A 17187-nucleotide genomic window follows, 5' to 3' on the forward strand; every position below is an offset into this window, starting at 1 on the left:
GGCGCTAGCCTGCCCGGGCCCCGTTCAGCAACTGCTGCACCGTGTTCACCACATCGGCATTGGCATAGGGCTTGGTGATGAAGCGCGAGGCGCCCAGTTCCTCGGCAATGCGGCGGTCCTGTTGTTGGCCCTTGGCGGTCAGGATCAGCACCGGCAGCGTCTCCGTCACCGGATCGCCACGCAATTGCTTAAGCACCTCGAACCCGGTGCGATGCGGCAGCATGACGTCGAGCACCAGCAGGCGCGGCGCGAGCCGGCGCACGGCGCCGACCACCGCCGCCCCATCGGTCACGGCAGAGCAGCTCAATCCCGCGCGCCGCAGGATGAACTCGAGCGAATCCAGAATGGACGGCTCGTCCTCGGCGATCAGCACATCGACGGCCACAGTCCCCCCTTTTGATGCCTCCCGGGTCTCCCGTCCCGAAAGGCTGGTGAAGTAAAGCCTCAAATGTCGGCGCAATGCAAATGGCGCCGGTGAAGACTCAACCGCTCTCGCCCGGTACAAGTGGGGCGCGGATGGCCGCCGGCTCGCCGCCGGGATTGATCATCTCCTCCTGACGACTTGCGCAGTCCCGGCGGGTGCATAAGCGGCAGGTCGGGCCGACCGGCACGTCGCCATGTTCCGTCGTCAGATCAAGGTCGTCGCCATAGACGGTGCGGTCGGCGTCGAGCGCGTCGCAGGCCAGCATGATCGAGGTCGGCGCGATCTGCTCACCGAAATGCGCGACCCGCCGGGCGCTGGCCTGGGCGATGAACAGGTAGCGCGAATCGTCCGGAAACCGAGCCACCTGCCGCACCAGCGCGCCACCACTGCGGAACGCTCCGTAGATGGCCCACAGCGGGCAGGCATGACCGGCACTCGGCAGCAGCAGGCCGGGCAGGGGGAAATGCTTGGTCAGTCGACCCGCCGGATCGGAGCGCAGAAAGCCGAAGGGGACCCCTTCGCTGCCGGGGCGCCGCAGCGTCACCAGCCGATGCGCCACCTGCTCGAAGCTGGCGGTGTAGATCTGCGCCAGCGCCATCACGTCATAGCGCTGGGTTTCAGCGGTTTCGAGGAATGCGTCATAGGGAAAGACGATGGCACCGGCGAGATAGGACCCGAAGGCACGGCGCGCCAGCCGCCTGGCCGTGGCGCTGCTCAACTGATTGGCCGCGGTCGCCTGTGCCAGCAGCTCCGGCGCCGCGAGTTCGGCATACAGCCGCGACAGCTGGAACTGCCGCGTTGCCGCGATGGCGGTCGACTGAAACCACATCTCGCGCGTGTTCGGATCGTAGCGATACTGGCCGGGAAACCCGACGGCATCGACGGCGCGGGCGCTGCTGACGGTCACATGGACGCCGAAGCGCTGCGCCAGCGCGGCCTTCAGCGCGGGTTCGCCAAACGGGCCCTGGTCGCTGATTTCACTGCGCAGGCGCGTCGCGGCGTTCTCCAGCATCGGGAAGTGATTGTTCTCTTCGAGGATCAGGTCGTCGAGCTCGCGCACGGGCGAAACCGATCGCCGCGTTTCGCTCGTCCGGTCGAACTGGCCGATCAGCGTTTGCGCCACATCGCTCAACCCCATCGTGTCGCGCGTGATCGAGCCGAGGAAGCGCTTGCGCTCGGCCTCGTCGAGATCGGGCACATCCTCGAGAATTTCCGCGCTCGAGCGCACGGCGGTGATGCCCGACAGGATCTGGTGCAGCAGTTGCGAGAACATCGGGTCGGAGCGCAGCCGGTTGGCGAAGGAATCGGCGCTGGCGCTCGCCACCTGATAGGCGCGGTGCAGCGCCACGATGGCCCGGGCCGCATCGGGCTGTGCCGCCACCAGATCGTGCGGCGTGGTGTCCGGCATCTCCAGTTGCGCCAATACCGGATCTGAAAACGCCTCTTCGAGGTCATGCACCAGCTTGTGCTCGCTCTCACCGGTGAGCTCGCCGATGTCGACCGCCAGTTGTTCGGCAATGCGCATCAGTATGGCGCCGCCGACGTCGCGCTTGTTGCGCTCTATGAGGTTGAGATAGCTCGCGGATATGCCGATGCGCCGTGCCAGCTCGGCCTGCGAGATTTTCAGAACGCGGCGCCGCGAGCTGATCCTGATCCCGATCGGTGCGCGCATTCTGCCCCCCTCTGCAAACCCCGGATTGTCAACAAATTGACAGATAGCAGCCGCTTAAAGATCAACAATTGACAGAATATATCATGTATTTCAATGGTCTATTGAAAACATTCGCTAACGCACGAATAGTGCCGGCAGCGGTAGATGCGTCGGCTATGCACCGGCCTCCCGCGAAAAAGGAGGAGTTTAATGACAGATTCCGTGAAGGGTCTGAGCCGCCGATCGGTGGTGAAGGCCGGACTTGCCGGTATTATTGCGACCGGCGTCGCACCGCTCGTTTTCACACGCGGTGCCTACGCCTATACCAATGAACCCACCGGTGGCACGGTGAAGTTCGGCTTCAACGTGCCACAGACCGGGCCCTACTCGGCTGAAGGTCTCGACGAATTGCGGGCTCAGGAACTCGCGGTTCAGCATCTGAACGGCGAAGGCGACGGCGGCATGCTGAACACCTTCAGCTCCAAGGAGCTGCAGGGCAACGGCGTGCTCGGCAAGAAGGTCGAGTTCGTCACCGGCGACACCCAGACCAACTCGGATGCCGCGCGTGCTTCGGCCCGCTCGATGATCGAGAAGGATGGCGTCGTCATGATCAACGGCGGGTCGTCCTCGGGCGTGGCCGTGGCCGTGCAGGGGCTGTGCCAGGAAGCCGGCATCATCTTCATGGCCGGCCTGACGCACTCCAACGACACGACCGGCAAGGACCGCAAGGCCAACGGGTTCCGCCACTTCTTCAACGCATATATGTCGGGCGCCGCCCTGGCACCGGTGCTGAAGAATGCCTATGGCACCGACCGTCGCGCCTATCACCTGACGGCCGACTACACCTGGGGCTGGACGCAGCAGGAATCGCTCGTCGCCTCGACCGAGGCCATTGGCTGGGAAACCGTCGAGACGGTGCTCACGCCGGTGGGTGCGGGCGACTTCTCGGCCTATATCGCCCCCGTGCTGAACTCGGGCGCCGACGTGCTGATCCTGAACCACTACGGTGGCGACATGGTCAACTCGCTGACCCAGGCCGTGCAGTTCGGCCTGCGCGACAAGATGGTCAACGGCAAGCAGTTCGAGATCGTCGTGCCGCTCTATTCCGAGCTGATGGCCGAGGGCGCCGGCGAGAACATCAAGGGCGTCTACGGCTCCATGAACTGGAACTGGCAGCTGCAGGATGAGGGCACCAAGGCCTTCGTGAAGTCCTTCGGCGAGAAGTACGGTCGTCCGCCCTCGAACTCGGCCCACACCTGCTACGTGCAGACGCTGCTCTATGCGGATGCCGTGCAGCGGGCCGGAACCTTCGATCCCTGTGGCGTTGCCGCGGCGTTGGAAGGCTTCCAGTTCGACGGCATGGGCAATGGCCCGACGCTCTATCGCGCCGAGGACCACCAGTGCTTCAAGGACGTGCTGGTCATGAAGGGCAAGGAAAGCCCGGCGACCGAGTTCGACATTCTCGAACTGGTCGAAGTGACCCCGCGCGCTCAGGTCGAGTACGAGCCCAACCATCCGATGTTCGGTGGTGACGAAGCCTCGCTCGGCAGCTGCAACTCGGGCGCCTGAGGCCCCGGTTCTCAACCAAATCGACCAGGCGCGCCGCGGCGCGCTTGGTGCCTTCGTGCCATGAACGAGACGGCGCAAGCGGCGGGGAGCCATGGACGCAATTATTCTTCAGATCCTGAACGGCCTCGACAAGGGATCGGCCTATGCGCTGATCGCCCTTGGCCTCACGCTGATCTTCGGCACGCTTGGTGTCGTCAACTTCGCCCACGGCGCGCTGTTCATGATCGGTGCCTTCTGCGCCGTCGCCATGCAGCGCCTCATCGGTCTCTCCTACGAGGAGATCGACCCCACACGCACCGATTTTCTTGGCAATCCACTGGCGGTCAAGGTGCCCTATGTGGAGGGCTGGTTCGGGCCGGAGCTGGGTGCCTTTCTGATCGACTGGTCGGTGCCGCTATCCATCCTGCTCGCCATTCCCGTGATGCTTGTCGTCGGCTTCGCCATGGAGCGCGGCCTGATCAAGCATTTCTACAAACGTCCGCACGCCGACCAGATCCTCGTGACCTTCGGGCTTGCAATCGTCCTCCAGGAAATCGTGCGCTACTTTTTTGGCGCCAACCCCATCCAGACGCCGGCACCGAGCCTGTTCTCCGGCTCTTTCGATTTCGGCGCCATGGTCGGCTTCGGCGCCAATTCCATCATCTATCCCTACTGGCGGATGGTCTATTTCCTCTTCGCCGCGGTGATCATCACCGGCATGTTCCTGTTCCTGCGCTTCACCACTTTCGGCATGGTCGTGCGCGCCGGCATGGCGGACCGCGAGACGGTGGGCCTGCTCGGCATCAACATCGATCGCCGCTTCACCATCATGTTCGGGCTGGCCGCAGTGGTCGCCGGCATTGCGGGCGTCATGTACACGCCGATCCTGTCGCCGAACTATCACATGGGCATGGATTTTCTGGTGCTCAGCTTCGTCGTGGTCGTTGTCGGCGGCATGGGCTCGCTGCCCGGCGCGGTCGCAGCAGGCTTCCTGCTCGGCATCCTGCAGTCCTTCGCCTCGATGAATGAGATCAAGGCGCTGATCCCGGGAATCGATCAGGTCATCATCTACCTCGTCGCCATTCTCATCCTGTTGACGCGTCCCCGCGGCCTGTTTGGCCGCCAGGGCGTGATGGAGAACTGACGATGCTGGGATTGAGTAGAAAAGACATGGGCCTGATGCTGTTGGTCATCGGCCTGACGCTGGCGACGCCGATCCTGCTGCAGCCGTTTCCCGAGAGTTCGGGCTGGGCCCAGTTCAACGCCGGTTACCCCGACCTGATGCAGCGCTTCGCCATCTACGGGCTGTTCGCTGTGGGCTTCAACATCCTGTTCGGGCTGACCGGCTACCTGTCCTTCGGCCACGCGGCCTTTCTGGGCGTCGGCTCCTACAGCGTCGTTTGGATGTACAAGCTGCTCGATTACAACGTCTTGCCGGGCCTCTTGCTGGCGATCGTCGTCTCGGGCCTGTTCGCGCTGGTGATCGGGTTCATCTCCCTGCGCCGCTCGGGCATCTATTTTTCCATCCTGACGCTGGCCTTCGCGCAGATGAGCTACAACCTCGCCTATTCCGTGCTGACGCCGCTGACCAACGGCGAGACCGGCCTGCAGGTCTATGCCAATGACCCGCAGATCCTGATGAGCCCGGGCGCACCGCAAACGCCGCACTTTTTCGGGCTCGTGATGAACGAGAGCACCAAGATCAGCCTCGGCGACTGGGTGTTCACCTTCAACAACGGCTTCTATTTCACCGCCGTGGTCGCCATCATCGGCTTTTACATCTCGCTCAGGATCTTCCGCTCGCCCTTTGGCATGATGCTGCGTGCCATCAAGACCAACCGCACCCGGCTGAGCTACGCCGGCATCAACACCAAACCCTACATGCTGACGGCCTTCGTCATCTCCGGCATGTATGCCGGGCTGGCCGGTGGCCTGCTGGCGGCCATGGACCCGTTGACCGGCGCCCAGCGCATGCAGTGGACCGCTTCGGGCGAAGTGGTGCTGATGACCATTCTGGGCGGCGCCGGCACGCTGATGGGACCGATCCTCGGTGCCGGCTTCATCAAGTACTTCGAGAACATCTTTTCCAAGATCAACGAGAACATCCTGCACACCTGGTTCAGCTGGCTGCCCGAGGGCGCGGCCGATTTCGCCACCAAGCTGGTCGCCCCGTTCGTCGGCGAGGGCTGGCACCTGACGCTCGGCCTCGTTTTCGTCCTCGTTGTGGTCTTCCTGCCCGGCGGCATGATGGAGGGTGCGCAGCGCATCGGGGCCCTGTTCAGCTCACGCAAACCGAGCAAAACCAAGGAATCGACGACTGAGGCGGCGACGTCTCAGCCGGCGGAATAGGGGGCGGATATGGCAACCACGGACACCAATGTCGTTCTGCATGTCGATGACGTGCACAAGACCTTTGGCGGCCTGCACGCGCTGGCCGATATCGACCTGTCGGTGCGCGAGGGCGAGACCCTGGCCATCATCGGCCCGAACGGCGCCGGTAAATCGACACTGCTCAATGTCATCGTCGGCCGGCTGGCGCCCACCAGTGGCGCGGTGGTGTTCGATGGTCAGGTGCTGACCGGCCGCCAGCCGCACCAGATCAACCAGCTCGGCGTGGCGCGGGTGTTCCAGACCCCCGAAATTTTCCCCGACCTGTCGGTGCTGCAAAATGTGATGACGCCGGCCTTCGCCAAACGCGACGGCGCCTTCAGGCTCAACTTCCTCAAGGCACTGGCCAGCGAGCGCGAAATCCGTGAGCTCGCCGAAGAAACGCTCGAGGATGTCGGGCTCGAGGGGCATCGCAACACCCACGCCGGCGCGCTCAGCCGCGGCGACAAGCGGCGCATGGAGCTCGCCATGTGCCTGATCCAGAAACCGCGCCTCTTGCTGCTCGATGAGCCCACCGCCGGCATGAGCCGGCACGACACCAACACCACCATCGAGCTTTTGCAAAAGATCAAGGCGCGCGGCATGACCAAGATTATCATCGAGCACGACATGCATGTCGTGTTCTCGCTGGCCGATCGCATCAGCGTTCTGGCCGGCGGCCGCATCATCGTCGAGGGGCTGCCCGACGACGTGCGCGGCAATCCAAAGGTGCAGGAAGCCTATCTGGGGACGGTAGCGGCATGAGCACGATCTCGACGACCACCACGATGGATCGCGCCGCTGCGACCCCGCCGATCGACGACACGGGGCCTGCCTTCTTTTCGGTGAAGGATATCCATTCCTATTACGGTGAAAGCTATATCGTGCAGGGCATCAGCTTCGACGTTCGCGAGGGTGAAATCCTTGCGCTGCTCGGCCGCAATGGCGCCGGCAAGACCTCGACCCTGCGCACCATCGCCCGCATCGACACACCCGCACTGCGCAGCGGAGAAATCTGGCTCGACGGCCAGCCCGTGCACACCATGCGCTCCTTCGAGGCGGCGCGGCTCGGCATCCAGCTGGTGCCCGAGGACCGCCGCATCATTTCGGGCCTCACCGTCGAGGAAAACCTGATCCTGGCCCAGGTGGCGCCCGGCGCCGGTTGGGAACTCGATCGCATCTATGGCCATTTTCCGCGCCTCGCCGAACGGCGCAAGCAGGACGCCGTCACCATGTCGGGCGGCGAACAGCAGATGCTGGCCATCGCCCGCGCGCTGGCGCGTGACCTCAAGCTCCTGCTGCTCGATGAGCCTTATGAGGGGCTGGCGCCGGTGATCGTCCAGGAGATCGAAAAGATCCTGATGGAGATCCGCGGCCTCGGCATCACCACCATCATCGTCGAACAGAACGCCGTCGCGGCGCTGCGCCTCTCCGATCGCGCGGTGATCCTCGATACCGGCGAGGTCGCCTATACCGGCCCGGCCAAGGACGTGCTCGACAACGCCGACCTCCGGCACGAATACCTCGCGATCTAGGGCCGCTGTACATTCCTTCCTCGCACCCCTCATCACCGGGCTCGTCCCGGTAATCCAGCATGGATGGCCGGGACATGCCCACATGACGGCGCAGGGATCCGTTGACCCCACGGCGTATGATGCACGCCGCCTCGCCCGTCGAACCACGATGGCGGCCACCGCGCGCCCTCATCATTGCCTTTTGCCGCGCCCCGTAACATTCTGGCACGAAGACCAAAAAACCGGGCAGGGGGCCTCATGACCGATATTCTCGCCGCGCTCGACCAGCGCCGCGCCGACGCCCGTCTTGGCGGTGGGCAGCGCCGCATCGATGCCCAGCACAAAAAGGGCAAGCTCACCGCGCGCGAGCGCCTCGAGGTGCTGCTCGATCCGGGCAGCTTCGAAGAATACGACATGTTCGTCACCCACCGCGCGCGTGACTTCGACATGGACAAGACCATCATCCCCGGCGATGGCGTGGTCACCGGCTGGGGCACCATCAATGGCCGCCCCACCTATGTCTTTTCGCAGGATTTCACCGTCTTCGGCGGCTCGCTGAGCGAAACTCATGCGCAGAAGATCTGCAAGGTGATGGACCTCGCCGTGCAGAACGGCGCGCCGGTGATCGGGCTCAATGATTCCGGCGGCGCCCGCATCCAGGAGGGCGTTGCGGCACTCGGCGGCTATGCCGAGGTGTTCTGGCGCAATGTGCAGGCCTCGGGCGCCATCCCGCAGATTTCGGTGGTGATGGGCCCCACGGCCGGCGGCGCGGTCTACTCCCCGGCGATGACCGACTTCATCTACATGGTCCGCGACACCTCCTACATGTATGTCACCGGCCCGGACGTCGTGAAAACCGTCACCTCCGAAGTCGTGACCCATGAGGAACTGGGCGGCGCTTCGACCCACACCAAGGTCAGCGCCGTCGCCGATGCCGCCTTCGACAATGATATCGACACGTTGCTCGAAATCCGCCGCCTGTTCGATTTCCTGCCCCTGAGTGCCGTCGACCAGCCGCGCCGCGTGGCCGTCAACGACACGGTCGATCGCGAGGAAACCAGCCTCGATACGCTGATCCCCGACAGCGCCAACACGCCCTATGACATGCGCGAGGTCATCGAAAAGCTCGCCGACGAGGGCGATTTCCTCGAAATCCAGCGCGAGCATGCCGGAAACATCCTCGTCGGCTTCATCCGGCTCGACGGTGCCACGGTCGGCGTCATCGCCAACCAGCCGCTGGTGCTGGCCGGCTGCCTCGACATCAACTCGTCGAAAAAGGCCGCGCGCTTCATCCGCTTCTGCGACGCCTTCTCGATCCCCATCCTGACGCTGGTCGATGTGCCGGGCTTTCTGCCCGGCGTTGCGCAGGAATATGGCGGCATCATCAAGCATGGCGCCAAGCTGCTCTTCGCCTATGCCGAGGCGACCGTGCCCAAGGTGACGGTGATCACTCGCAAGGCCTATGGCGGCGCCTATGACGTGATGGCCTCAAAGCATATCCGCGCCGACGTCAACTACGCCTGGCCGACGGCCGAGATCGCCGTGATGGGCGCCAAGGGCGCCACCGAAATCCTCCACCGCGCCGATCTGGCCGACAAGGAGAAGATCGCCGCGCGCACCGCCGAATACGAAGCCCGCTTCGCCAACCCCTTCGTCGCCGCCGAACGTGGCTTCATCGACGACGTCATCCTCCCCCGCGAAACCCGCCGCCGCGTCGTCCGCAGCTTCGAAATGCTCAAGGGCAAGAAGGCCGTGATGCCGGTGAAGAAACACGGGAATATTCCGCTCTGAGCGCTAGCGCTGTACCCGCAGTCGTCTCCCTCCCCCATGTGGGGAGGGATCAAGTGTGGGGGCGCAGCGCGCCAGAAGCGCTTACTGCTGCGCGACGTAAGCGTCGATCAGCCCGCGCGAGTCGCCGACGCCGAGGGTCTGCTCGGCCCAGTTCATGATTTCCGGGGTCAGATAGGCGTCGCCGCCGGCATCCGCCATGCGATTGTCGTTGGCGGCGGCGAGCAGGGCGGCGCGCAGCGAGTCCTCGGTGGTCAGCGACTGATAGCCGGCGATGTCGCTTTCCAGCCCGCTGATCACACCCTGCTGCGTGCGGATCGCCTCCAGTTCGGCACTGCTGGCGATCGTCTGCAGCGTTGCATTCAGCGCGTCATATTCCGCCTGGGCCGCCGCATTCGCCGGGTCGTTGGCAAGCGTTGCGCTCAGCTCGGCCTGCCGTGCCTGAAGGTCCGACACTGAGGGGTCATTGTAGACGCCCGAACCGTCATAGGCCACAAGGCCGGCATTCGTCACGGTCGCGTCGACATAGCTGTCGAAGGCGCCAACTGCCGCCCCCAGATCCGTCTGCGCCGCGATCAGATCACGGGTCGCGATTTCGAGCGCCGCGCTGTTGGCGACATAGCTGCGCAGCTGCACCATACGCGGATCGGAACTGTTCATCAGTCCGTTGATGTTGCGCTTCAGCGAATTCAGGCCAGCGAGTTGCGCATGAATGTTCTTCTGCTTGCCGCCCTTGGCTTCAACGCCGACGCTGGCGGTCCGTGATGCGGCGGACTTGCTCTTGCCCGATGCGCCGCCCGACTTGCTGCTCGAGGAACTGGATTTGCTCTTCGAACTCCCCTTCGATTTGCTGCTCTTGCCCTTGTCGTTGCCGGCCGCCACCGTGGTGATATCGGAAACGGGGGTGGCATTCAGCAGCACGGGCGCGGCGATCAGTGCAAAGGTCGCGGTCGATAGCAGCAAGGCCTTGCGGAAGGGGTAGCGCATTGCAGGGGGTGTCCTCTAAGGTTCGGTCTCGTCAGCGAAACTACGAATGGTTCGCTTTAAGAACTTATGTCTGGCGAGATCGCATTTGGCTCAATTGCCATCATGCGCCGGGCGGCGAAGCGGGTAATGCTTGCGCCGTTGTCGGCCACGATTGGCGAGGGGCCGGACTAAGGTGGTGGCGCGGTCATATCGTCCGTCGCCATTAGGGGAGCATGGGTAAGACTCAATGATTGCATCGCTGCTCATCGCCAATCGCGGCGAAATTGCCTGTCGGGTCATCAGGACGGCGCAGCGCCTGGGGATTCGCACCATTGCGGTCTATTCCGATGCGGATCGGCACGCCGTGCATGTGGCCATGGCCGACGAGGCCGTGCATATCGGTGGCGCGGCGGCGCGCGACAGCTATCTGTCGATCGAAAAGATCATCGCCGCATGCAAGCAGACCGGCGCCGAGGCGGTGCACCCCGGCTATGGTTTCCTCAGCGAGAACCCCGCCTTCGCCAAGGCGCTCGAGGAGGCCGGGATCATTTTCGTAGGCCCTCCGGTCAAGGCCATCGAGGCGATGGGCGACAAGATCACCAGCAAGAAGCTGGCAGCCGAGGCGGGTGTGTCCACCGTGCCGGGACACATGGGGCTGATCGCCGATGCCGACGAGGCGGCGCGCATCTCCGCCATGATCGGCTATCCGGTGATGATCAAGGCCTCGGCCGGCGGTGGCGGCAAGGGCATGCGCATCGCCTGGACCGACGAGGAGGCGCGCGAGGGCTTCGACCGCTCAAAGTCCGAAGCCGCCTCGAGCTTCGGCGATGACCGCATCTTTATCGAGAAATTCGTCACCGAACCGCGCCACATCGAGATCCAGCTGATCGGCGATGGCCAGGGCAACGTGCTGTGGCTCAACGAGCGCGAATGCTCGATCCAGCGCCGCAACCAGAAGGTGATCGAGGAGGCGCCCTCGCCCTTCCTCGACGAGGCGACCCGCGTGGCGATGGGCGAGCAGTCCGTCGCGCTGGCCAAGGCCGTCGGCTACACTTCGGCCGGCACGGTCGAGTTCATCGTCGACAAGGACCGCAATTTTTACTTCCTCGAAATGAACACCCGGCTGCAGGTCGAGCATCCCGTGACCGAGCTGATCACCGGTCTCGATCTCGTCGAGCTCATGTTGCGTGTCGCCTCCGGTGAGCAGCTGCCGCTGACGCAGGCCGATGTGAAGCGCGATGGCTGGGCCATCGAATCCCGCATCTATGCCGAGGACCCCTATCGCAACTTCCTGCCCTCGACCGGACGCCTCACCCGCTATCGTCCTCCGGCCGAAAACAGCGTTCAGGCACCGTTCATCCGCAACGACACCGGCGTTCAGGAAGGTGGCGAAATCTCGACCTTCTATGACCCGATGATCGCCAAACTGTGCACCTGGGCCCCAACCCGCATCGCAGCGATCGAGGCCATGCAGGACGCGCTCGACGAGTTCGAACTCGAAGGCGTGGGCAACAATATCCCCTTCCTGTCCGCCGTCATGGCGCAGGAGCGCTTCCGTGAAGGGCGCCTCACCACCGGCTATATCGCCGAGGAATTTCCCAACGGCTTCAGCGGCGTAGAGCTCGGGGCGGAATCACTTTCGCACCTCGCCGCGCTCGCCTGCTGCTCGGCCTTCGCGCTCGACCAGCGGCTCTATCCCGCAACCCCCGAACCCCGCGCCGTGCTGATCGGCGATCAGCGCTGGGACTTCTCGGTGCGCGCCGACGGCATCGAATACTGGCTCACCGCGCCAGACGGAAAGAAGCTGCTGGTCGAAAGCGGCTGGCGGCCCGGCATGAGCCTGTGCATCGCGCGGGTCGATGGCGAGCTGCACCACGTGCGCCTCGACCGGGTGACCGGCGGCTTCCGCCTGCGCTGGCGCGGCGCCGACCTCACCGCCCGCGTGCTGCTGCCGCATGTCGCCGATCTGATGCCCCTGATGCCGGTCAAGGTCCCACCGGACCTCAGCAAGTTCCTGCTCTGCCCCATGCCGGGGCAACTGGTGCGGCTCGATGTGGCCGAGGGCGATATCGTCGAGGACGGCCAGCCCCTCGCGATCGTTGAGGCGATGAAGATGGAAAACGTGCTCAAATCCGATAAGCGCGCCCGCGTCAGCGCCATCCGTGCCCAGCCCGGCACCGTGCTGGCGGTGGACGAAGTGATCCTGGAGTTCGAGGCGATATGAGCAAGCGGCGCAGGAGCACATGACATGACGACGGGACTGGAACTCAAGTCGCTCATCACTGCGGATGGCATATTGCGGCTGAGCCTCGAGCCATCCGAGCTGCCGGATCCGGCGGCAGACGAGGTGATCGTGCGCATCGAAGCGGCCCCGCTCAATCCGACCGACCATTATCAGATGACGGGCCCCGCGGATCTTTCGACGCTCCGCCAGGACGGGAACAGCGACAGCCCGGTGCTGCTGGCCACGGTGCCGCAGGCGGCCATGCCCTTCGTCGCACGACGGGTGGGGCAGCCGCGCCCGATAGGCACCGAAGGCGCGGGCACTGTTGTCGCTGCTGGCCGGGAGGCTGACCATCTGATGGGCCAGCGCGTCGCGCTTCGTCCGGGCGGCATGTTTGCGCAATATCGGCTCGCAAAGGCAGCCGATTGCGTGCCGCTTCCCGAGGGCGCCAGCAGCGCCGATGGCGCGGCGATCTTCGTCAACCCGCTGACGGTCCTTGGCTTTGTCGAAACCATGAAGACAGAGGGGCACACGGGGCTGGTGCACGCAGCTGCGGCGTCTAACCTCGGCCAGATGCTCCTCAAGGTCTGCCTTGCCGACAATATTCCTCTGGTGAACATTGTGCGCAAGCCCAGCCAGGTGGAGCTCCTGCGCGGACTTGGCGCCACGCATGTGGTCAATTCTGCGGACCCGGATTTCGAAGCCGACCTTGTTCGCGCCATAGCCGAAACCGGTGCGACCATGGGTTTCGATCCAACCGGTGGCGGACGGCTCGCAGGGCAGATGCTGGCGGCGATGGAAGCGGCGCTCACGCCACCTGACGCGGAACATATGGTCTATGGCACCGACGTTCCCAAGCGGGTCTATATTTATGGCGGTCTCGAAGGCGGGCCGACCGTTCTGGATCGGCGCTTCGGATTTGCCTGGGATATCGGCGGCTGGCTGCTGTTCAACTTCATGAAGCGGACGGACGCGGCGACGCGTGCCAGTCTTCAGCAGCGGGTCCTCGATGAACTCACCACGACTTTCGCCAGCAGCTACACGCGCGTCGTCAGCCTCAGGCAGGTTCTCGACCCCGACATCTTCCGGGCGTTTCAGGCACGGGCGACTGGCGAGAAATTCCTTGTTGATCCGACCTTGGACTGAGGCATGAGCGACAAACCGCCCACACGTGCTGAATGGGCCGAACTGGCTCAGCGAGAACTCCGCGACACCGGTCTCGATGCCCTCGACCGCAATTACGGCGGCATCGATATCCGGCCCCTCTACCTGCCGGAAGACGCGCCCGCTGATCCCGGCATTCCAGGGGCCGAACCATACACCCGCGGCGTCCGCGCCACGATGTATGCCAACCGCCCCTGGACCATCCGCCAATATGCCGGCTTTTCGACCGCGCGTGAGTCGAACGCCTTTTATCGCCAGAACCTGGCGGCCGGGCAGAAGGGCCTGTCGGTCGCTTTCGATCTGGCGACGCATCGCGGCTATGACAGCGATCATCCGCGTGTCGCCGGCGATGTCGGCAAGGCCGGTGTGGCGATCGACAGTGTCGAGGATATGAAGATCCTGTTCGAGGACATTCCCCTCGATCAGATGTCGGTGTCGATGACCATGAACGGCGCCGTGCTGCCGGTACTGGCGATGTTCATCGTCGCGGCGGAAGAGCAGGGCGTCTCGCCGGACCAGCTGCAGGGGACCATCCAGAACGACATCCTCAAGGAGTTCATGGTCCGCAATACCTATATCTATCCGCCCGAACCCTCGATGCGCATCGTCGGCGACATCATCGCCCACACCGCCGCGCACATGCCCAAGTTCAACTCGATCTCGATCTCGGGCTACCACATGCACGAAGCCGGAGCGACCGCCGTGCAGGAGCTCGCCTATACGCTGGCGGACGGGCAGGAATATGTGCGTGCCGCCGTCGCGCGTGGCCTCGATATCGATCGCTTCGCCGGCCGGCTGAGCTTCTTTTTCGGCATCGGCATGAACTTCTTCCTGGAGGTGGCCAAGCTCCGTGCGGCACGCACCCTTTGGGCAAAGATCATGGGCGACCTGGGGGCCAAGGATCCGCGGTCCAAGATGCTGCGCACCCATTGCCAGACCTCGGGCGTTTCGCTCACCGAGCAGGACCCGCACAACAATATCGTGCGCACCACCATCGAGGCACTGGCCGCGGTGTTGGGCGGCACGCAGAGTCTACACACCAACTCTTTCGACGAAGCCATTGCGCTGCCAACGGAATTCTCTGCCCGCATTGCCCGCAACACCCAGCTGATCCTGCAGCACGAAAGCCGGGTCACCGACGTCGTCGATCCGCTCGGCGGCTCCTACTACATAGAGGCGCTCACTGCCGATCTGGTCGCCCGCGCCGAAGAAATGATCGCTGAAGTCGAAGCCGCCGGGGGTATGACCGCTGCCGTCGCGGCGGGCACGCCCAAGCGCGAGATCGAACGGGCCGCGGCCCTCCGCCAGGCCCGGGTCGACCGCGGCGAGGATGTCGTCGTCGGCGTCAACCGCTACCGGCTGGAGAACGAGGCGCCGCTCGACGTGCGCCAGATCGACAATGCCAAGGTACGTGCCGAGCAGATCGCCCGCATCGCCGAGGTGCGCCGCAGCCGCGACGAGGGCCTGTGCCAGTCGATGCTGGCGGCGCTGCGCGAATACGCGGCAAAGAACGAGGGCAACCTGCTCGATGCCGCCATCGCCGCGGCCCGCGCCCGTGCCACCCTGGGCGAAATCTCCCAGGCGCTCGAGGATGTCTACGGGCGCCACGCCGCGGTGACCCGGGTGATTTCGGGCGTCTACGCCGAAACCTATGCCGACGACCCGCAGTTTGCCGAACTGCGCCGCCGCATCCAAAGCTTCGCGGATGAGAATAGCCGCCCGCCGGCAATCTTCATCGCCAAGATGGGCCAGGACGGTCACGACCGCGGCGCCAAGGTGATCGCGACCGCCTTCGCCGATCTCGGCTTCACCGTGCATATGGGTGAGCTCTTCGAAACCGCAGCCGAAGTGGTCGACCATGTTGCCGAACTGAAGGTCGATGCGGTGGGCGTCTCCTCGCTCGCCGCCGGCCACAAGACGCTGGTGCCCGAGTTGATCGCCGAACTCGCGGGCAGGGGGCTCGGCGAGGTGACGGTGATCGTCGGTGGCGTCATTCCGGCAGAGGATTATCCGTTCCTGCGTGAGGCCGGCGTTGCCGAGATCTTCGGCCCCGGCACCAATGTGCTCGAAGCGGCCTTCTCAGTGCTCGGGCAGATCGAGGGCAGGCTGAGCAACAGATGATCGAAGGACCCGCCTCTCCCGCCGCCCATAATAAGGTCAGGGCTTACCTATGATCGGCCGTCTCAACCACGTCGCCATCGTAGTGCCCGATCTCGCCGCCGCGGGCGCAAAATACCGCGATCTGCTCGGCGCAGAGGTACAGCCGCCGCGCGATCTGCCCGACCACGGCGTCACGGTCGTCTTCGTCGCGCTCGACAATACCAAGATCGAGCTGATGACACCGCTCGGCGAGCATTCGCCCGTCGCAAAGTTCCTGACGGAACATCCGTCGGGCGGCATGCATCATGTCTGTTTCGAGGTGCCGGATATTCTCAGCGCCGCCGAACGGCTGACCGCCGGGGGCGCGCGCGTGCTCGGCGACGGCAAACCGAAAACCGGGGCGCACGGCCTGCCCGTGCTGTTCCTCCATCCCAAGGATTTCGACGGCACGCTGATCGAGCTCGAAGAGGTGAAGCCGGCGCTCGATCCGGCCTGAGCGGCTCGACTTATCCCCGTCTCCACGCCGGCCACTAAACTGGGCGGCAAGGAGATCCGCGATGACCACGAGCCCAAATCTTGGCCTGCCCTTCATAGTTCCGGCCCAGGCCGGCAAGCATATCACCCATAACGAGGCGATTGTAGCGCTCGATACGCTGACGCAGCTCGCTGTCATCGACCGCGATCTGACCGCCCCGCCGACCGAGCCCACACCGGGGGATCGCTACATCGTCGCCGCGCCGGCCGTCGGCGACTGGTCCGGGCACGAAATGGACATCGCCGCCTGGGACGGCAGCGCCTGGCAGTTCTTTGGGCCGGCCGAAGGCTGGCTCGCCTGGGTGGTGGACGAGGCCGGTCTGATTGCCTGGGACGGTTCCGGCTGGGCGGTCACGGCGGGGCTCGGCGGTGTGCTGCCGCTGCTGGGCATCAATGCCGCACCGGATGCCACCAACCGTCTGGCGCTGAAGTCCGACGCCATGCTGCTCAGCCATGACGATGTCACGCCGGGCACCGGCGGCGTGCATCTAAAGCTCAACAAGGCCGCTCCTGGCGACACGGCGGCGCTGCTGTTTCAGACCGGCTTTTCAGGGCGCGCCGAACTCGGCACCGCTGGCGACGACAAGCTGCATCTCAAGCTCAGCGCCGATGGGGCCGTTTGGTCGGAAGCCTGGGTGATAGACGCCAGCGGCAAGGTCGGCATCGGCACAGCCGCGCCCGCAGTGACGATGGATGTTGCCGGCCCGATCCGCTGCGCCAGCTATACGCTCGCCACGCTGCCGGCGGCATCGGCCGGAGCGGGCCAGATCATCCTTGTTGCAGACGAGGCCGGCGGTCCGGTCCTCGCCTTCTCCGACGGCACCAACTGGCGGCGTGTCACCGACCGGGCAGTGGTGTCATGAGCGCCGGCCAGGTAATCGCCAGGTCCCACCTCATGGCGTCAGCC

General features: G+C 64.6%; 14 protein-coding genes. 11 read left to right on the top strand and 3 right to left on the bottom strand.

Going from position 1 to position 17187, the window contains the following annotated elements; translation table 11 throughout:
* Positions 1–4 precede the first annotated feature (4 nt).
* Together ACN0TK_RS09505 and ACN0TK_RS09510 are read right to left on the bottom strand one after the other, a co-directional pair.
* Positions 5–385: a response regulator transcription factor gene (locus ACN0TK_RS09505; RefSeq protein WP_417309243.1), complete on the bottom strand. Its 381-nt coding sequence runs from the start codon at positions 383–385 to the stop codon at positions 5–7.
* A gap of 97 nt (positions 386–482) precedes the next feature.
* Positions 483–2096: a helix-turn-helix domain-containing protein gene (locus ACN0TK_RS09510; RefSeq protein ID WP_417309244.1), complete on the bottom strand. Its 1614-nt coding sequence runs from the start codon at positions 2094–2096 to the stop codon at positions 483–485.
* Positions 2097–2285: 189 nt separating this feature from the next.
* Between ACN0TK_RS09510 and ACN0TK_RS09515 the strand changes: the two genes are divergently transcribed.
* The 6 genes from ACN0TK_RS09515 to ACN0TK_RS09540 all read left to right on the top strand — a co-directional run bounded on the left by ACN0TK_RS09515 (position 2286) and on the right by ACN0TK_RS09540 (position 9295).
* The gene (locus ACN0TK_RS09515) at positions 2286–3644 is read left to right on the top strand and encodes a substrate-binding protein (RefSeq protein WP_417309245.1); all 1359 of its coding nucleotides are present in this window, start codon (positions 2286–2288) and stop codon (positions 3642–3644) included.
* Between the two features lie 91 nt (positions 3645–3735).
* Positions 3736–4767 (top strand): branched-chain amino acid ABC transporter permease, encoded by a 1032-nt coding sequence (locus ACN0TK_RS09520; protein ID WP_417309246.1) that lies wholly within the window; start codon positions 3736–3738, stop codon positions 4765–4767.
* A 2-nt stretch (positions 4768–4769) separates the two neighbouring features.
* Entirely contained in the window at positions 4770–5972 is a 1203-nt protein-coding gene (locus ACN0TK_RS09525) for a branched-chain amino acid ABC transporter permease (protein ID WP_417309247.1), read from the top strand.
* 9 nt (positions 5973–5981) lie between these two features.
* Entirely contained in the window at positions 5982–6755 is a 774-nt protein-coding gene (locus ACN0TK_RS09530; protein ID WP_417309248.1) for an ABC transporter ATP-binding protein, read from the top strand.
* A 23-nt stretch (positions 6756–6778) separates the two neighbouring features.
* Positions 6779–7525, top strand: coding sequence for an ABC transporter ATP-binding protein (locus ACN0TK_RS09535; RefSeq protein WP_417309343.1), 747 nt, complete (start codon positions 6779–6781; stop codon positions 7523–7525).
* 237 nt (positions 7526–7762) lie between these two features.
* Complete coding sequence (locus tag ACN0TK_RS09540; RefSeq protein WP_417309249.1) at positions 7763–9295, top strand: acyl-CoA carboxylase subunit beta; 1533 nt, start codon at positions 7763–7765, stop codon at positions 9293–9295.
* A gap of 81 nt (positions 9296–9376) precedes the next feature.
* Here the strand turns inward: ACN0TK_RS09540 and ACN0TK_RS09545 are convergent, their stop codons facing one another.
* The gene (locus ACN0TK_RS09545; protein ID WP_417309250.1) at positions 9377–10279 is read right to left on the bottom strand and encodes a hypothetical protein; all 903 of its coding nucleotides are present in this window, start codon (positions 10277–10279) and stop codon (positions 9377–9379) included.
* Positions 10280–10505: 226 nt separating this feature from the next.
* Here ACN0TK_RS09545 and ACN0TK_RS09550 point away from each other — a divergent pair, with 226 nt between their 5' ends.
* The 5 genes from ACN0TK_RS09550 to ACN0TK_RS09570 all read left to right on the top strand — a co-directional run bounded on the left by ACN0TK_RS09550 (position 10506) and on the right by ACN0TK_RS09570 (position 17143).
* Positions 10506–12482 carry an acetyl-CoA carboxylase biotin carboxylase subunit gene (locus ACN0TK_RS09550; protein ID WP_417309251.1) on the top strand — a complete coding sequence of 659 codons (1977 nt, stop codon included), beginning with the start codon at positions 10506–10508 and terminating at the stop codon, positions 12480–12482.
* Positions 12483–12506: 24 nt separating this feature from the next.
* Complete coding sequence (locus ACN0TK_RS09555; protein WP_417309252.1) at positions 12507–13628, top strand: zinc-binding dehydrogenase; 1122 nt, start codon at positions 12507–12509, stop codon at positions 13626–13628.
* A 3-nt stretch (positions 13629–13631) separates the two neighbouring features.
* Positions 13632–15767 (top strand): methylmalonyl-CoA mutase, encoded by a 2136-nt coding sequence (gene scpA / locus ACN0TK_RS09560; RefSeq protein WP_417309253.1) that lies wholly within the window; start codon positions 13632–13634, stop codon positions 15765–15767.
* 49 nt (positions 15768–15816) lie between these two features.
* Positions 15817–16242: a methylmalonyl-CoA epimerase gene (mce, locus tag ACN0TK_RS09565; RefSeq protein ID WP_417309254.1), complete on the top strand. Its 426-nt coding sequence runs from the start codon at positions 15817–15819 to the stop codon at positions 16240–16242.
* A gap of 61 nt (positions 16243–16303) precedes the next feature.
* The gene (locus tag ACN0TK_RS09570) at positions 16304–17143 is read left to right on the top strand and encodes a DUF2793 domain-containing protein (RefSeq protein ID WP_417309255.1); all 840 of its coding nucleotides are present in this window, start codon (positions 16304–16306) and stop codon (positions 17141–17143) included.
* Positions 17144–17187: the final 44 nt, after the last annotated feature.

This window comes from Devosia sp., assembly GCF_048261455.1.
Lineage (GTDB): Bacteria > Pseudomonadota > Alphaproteobacteria > Rhizobiales > Devosiaceae > Devosia_A.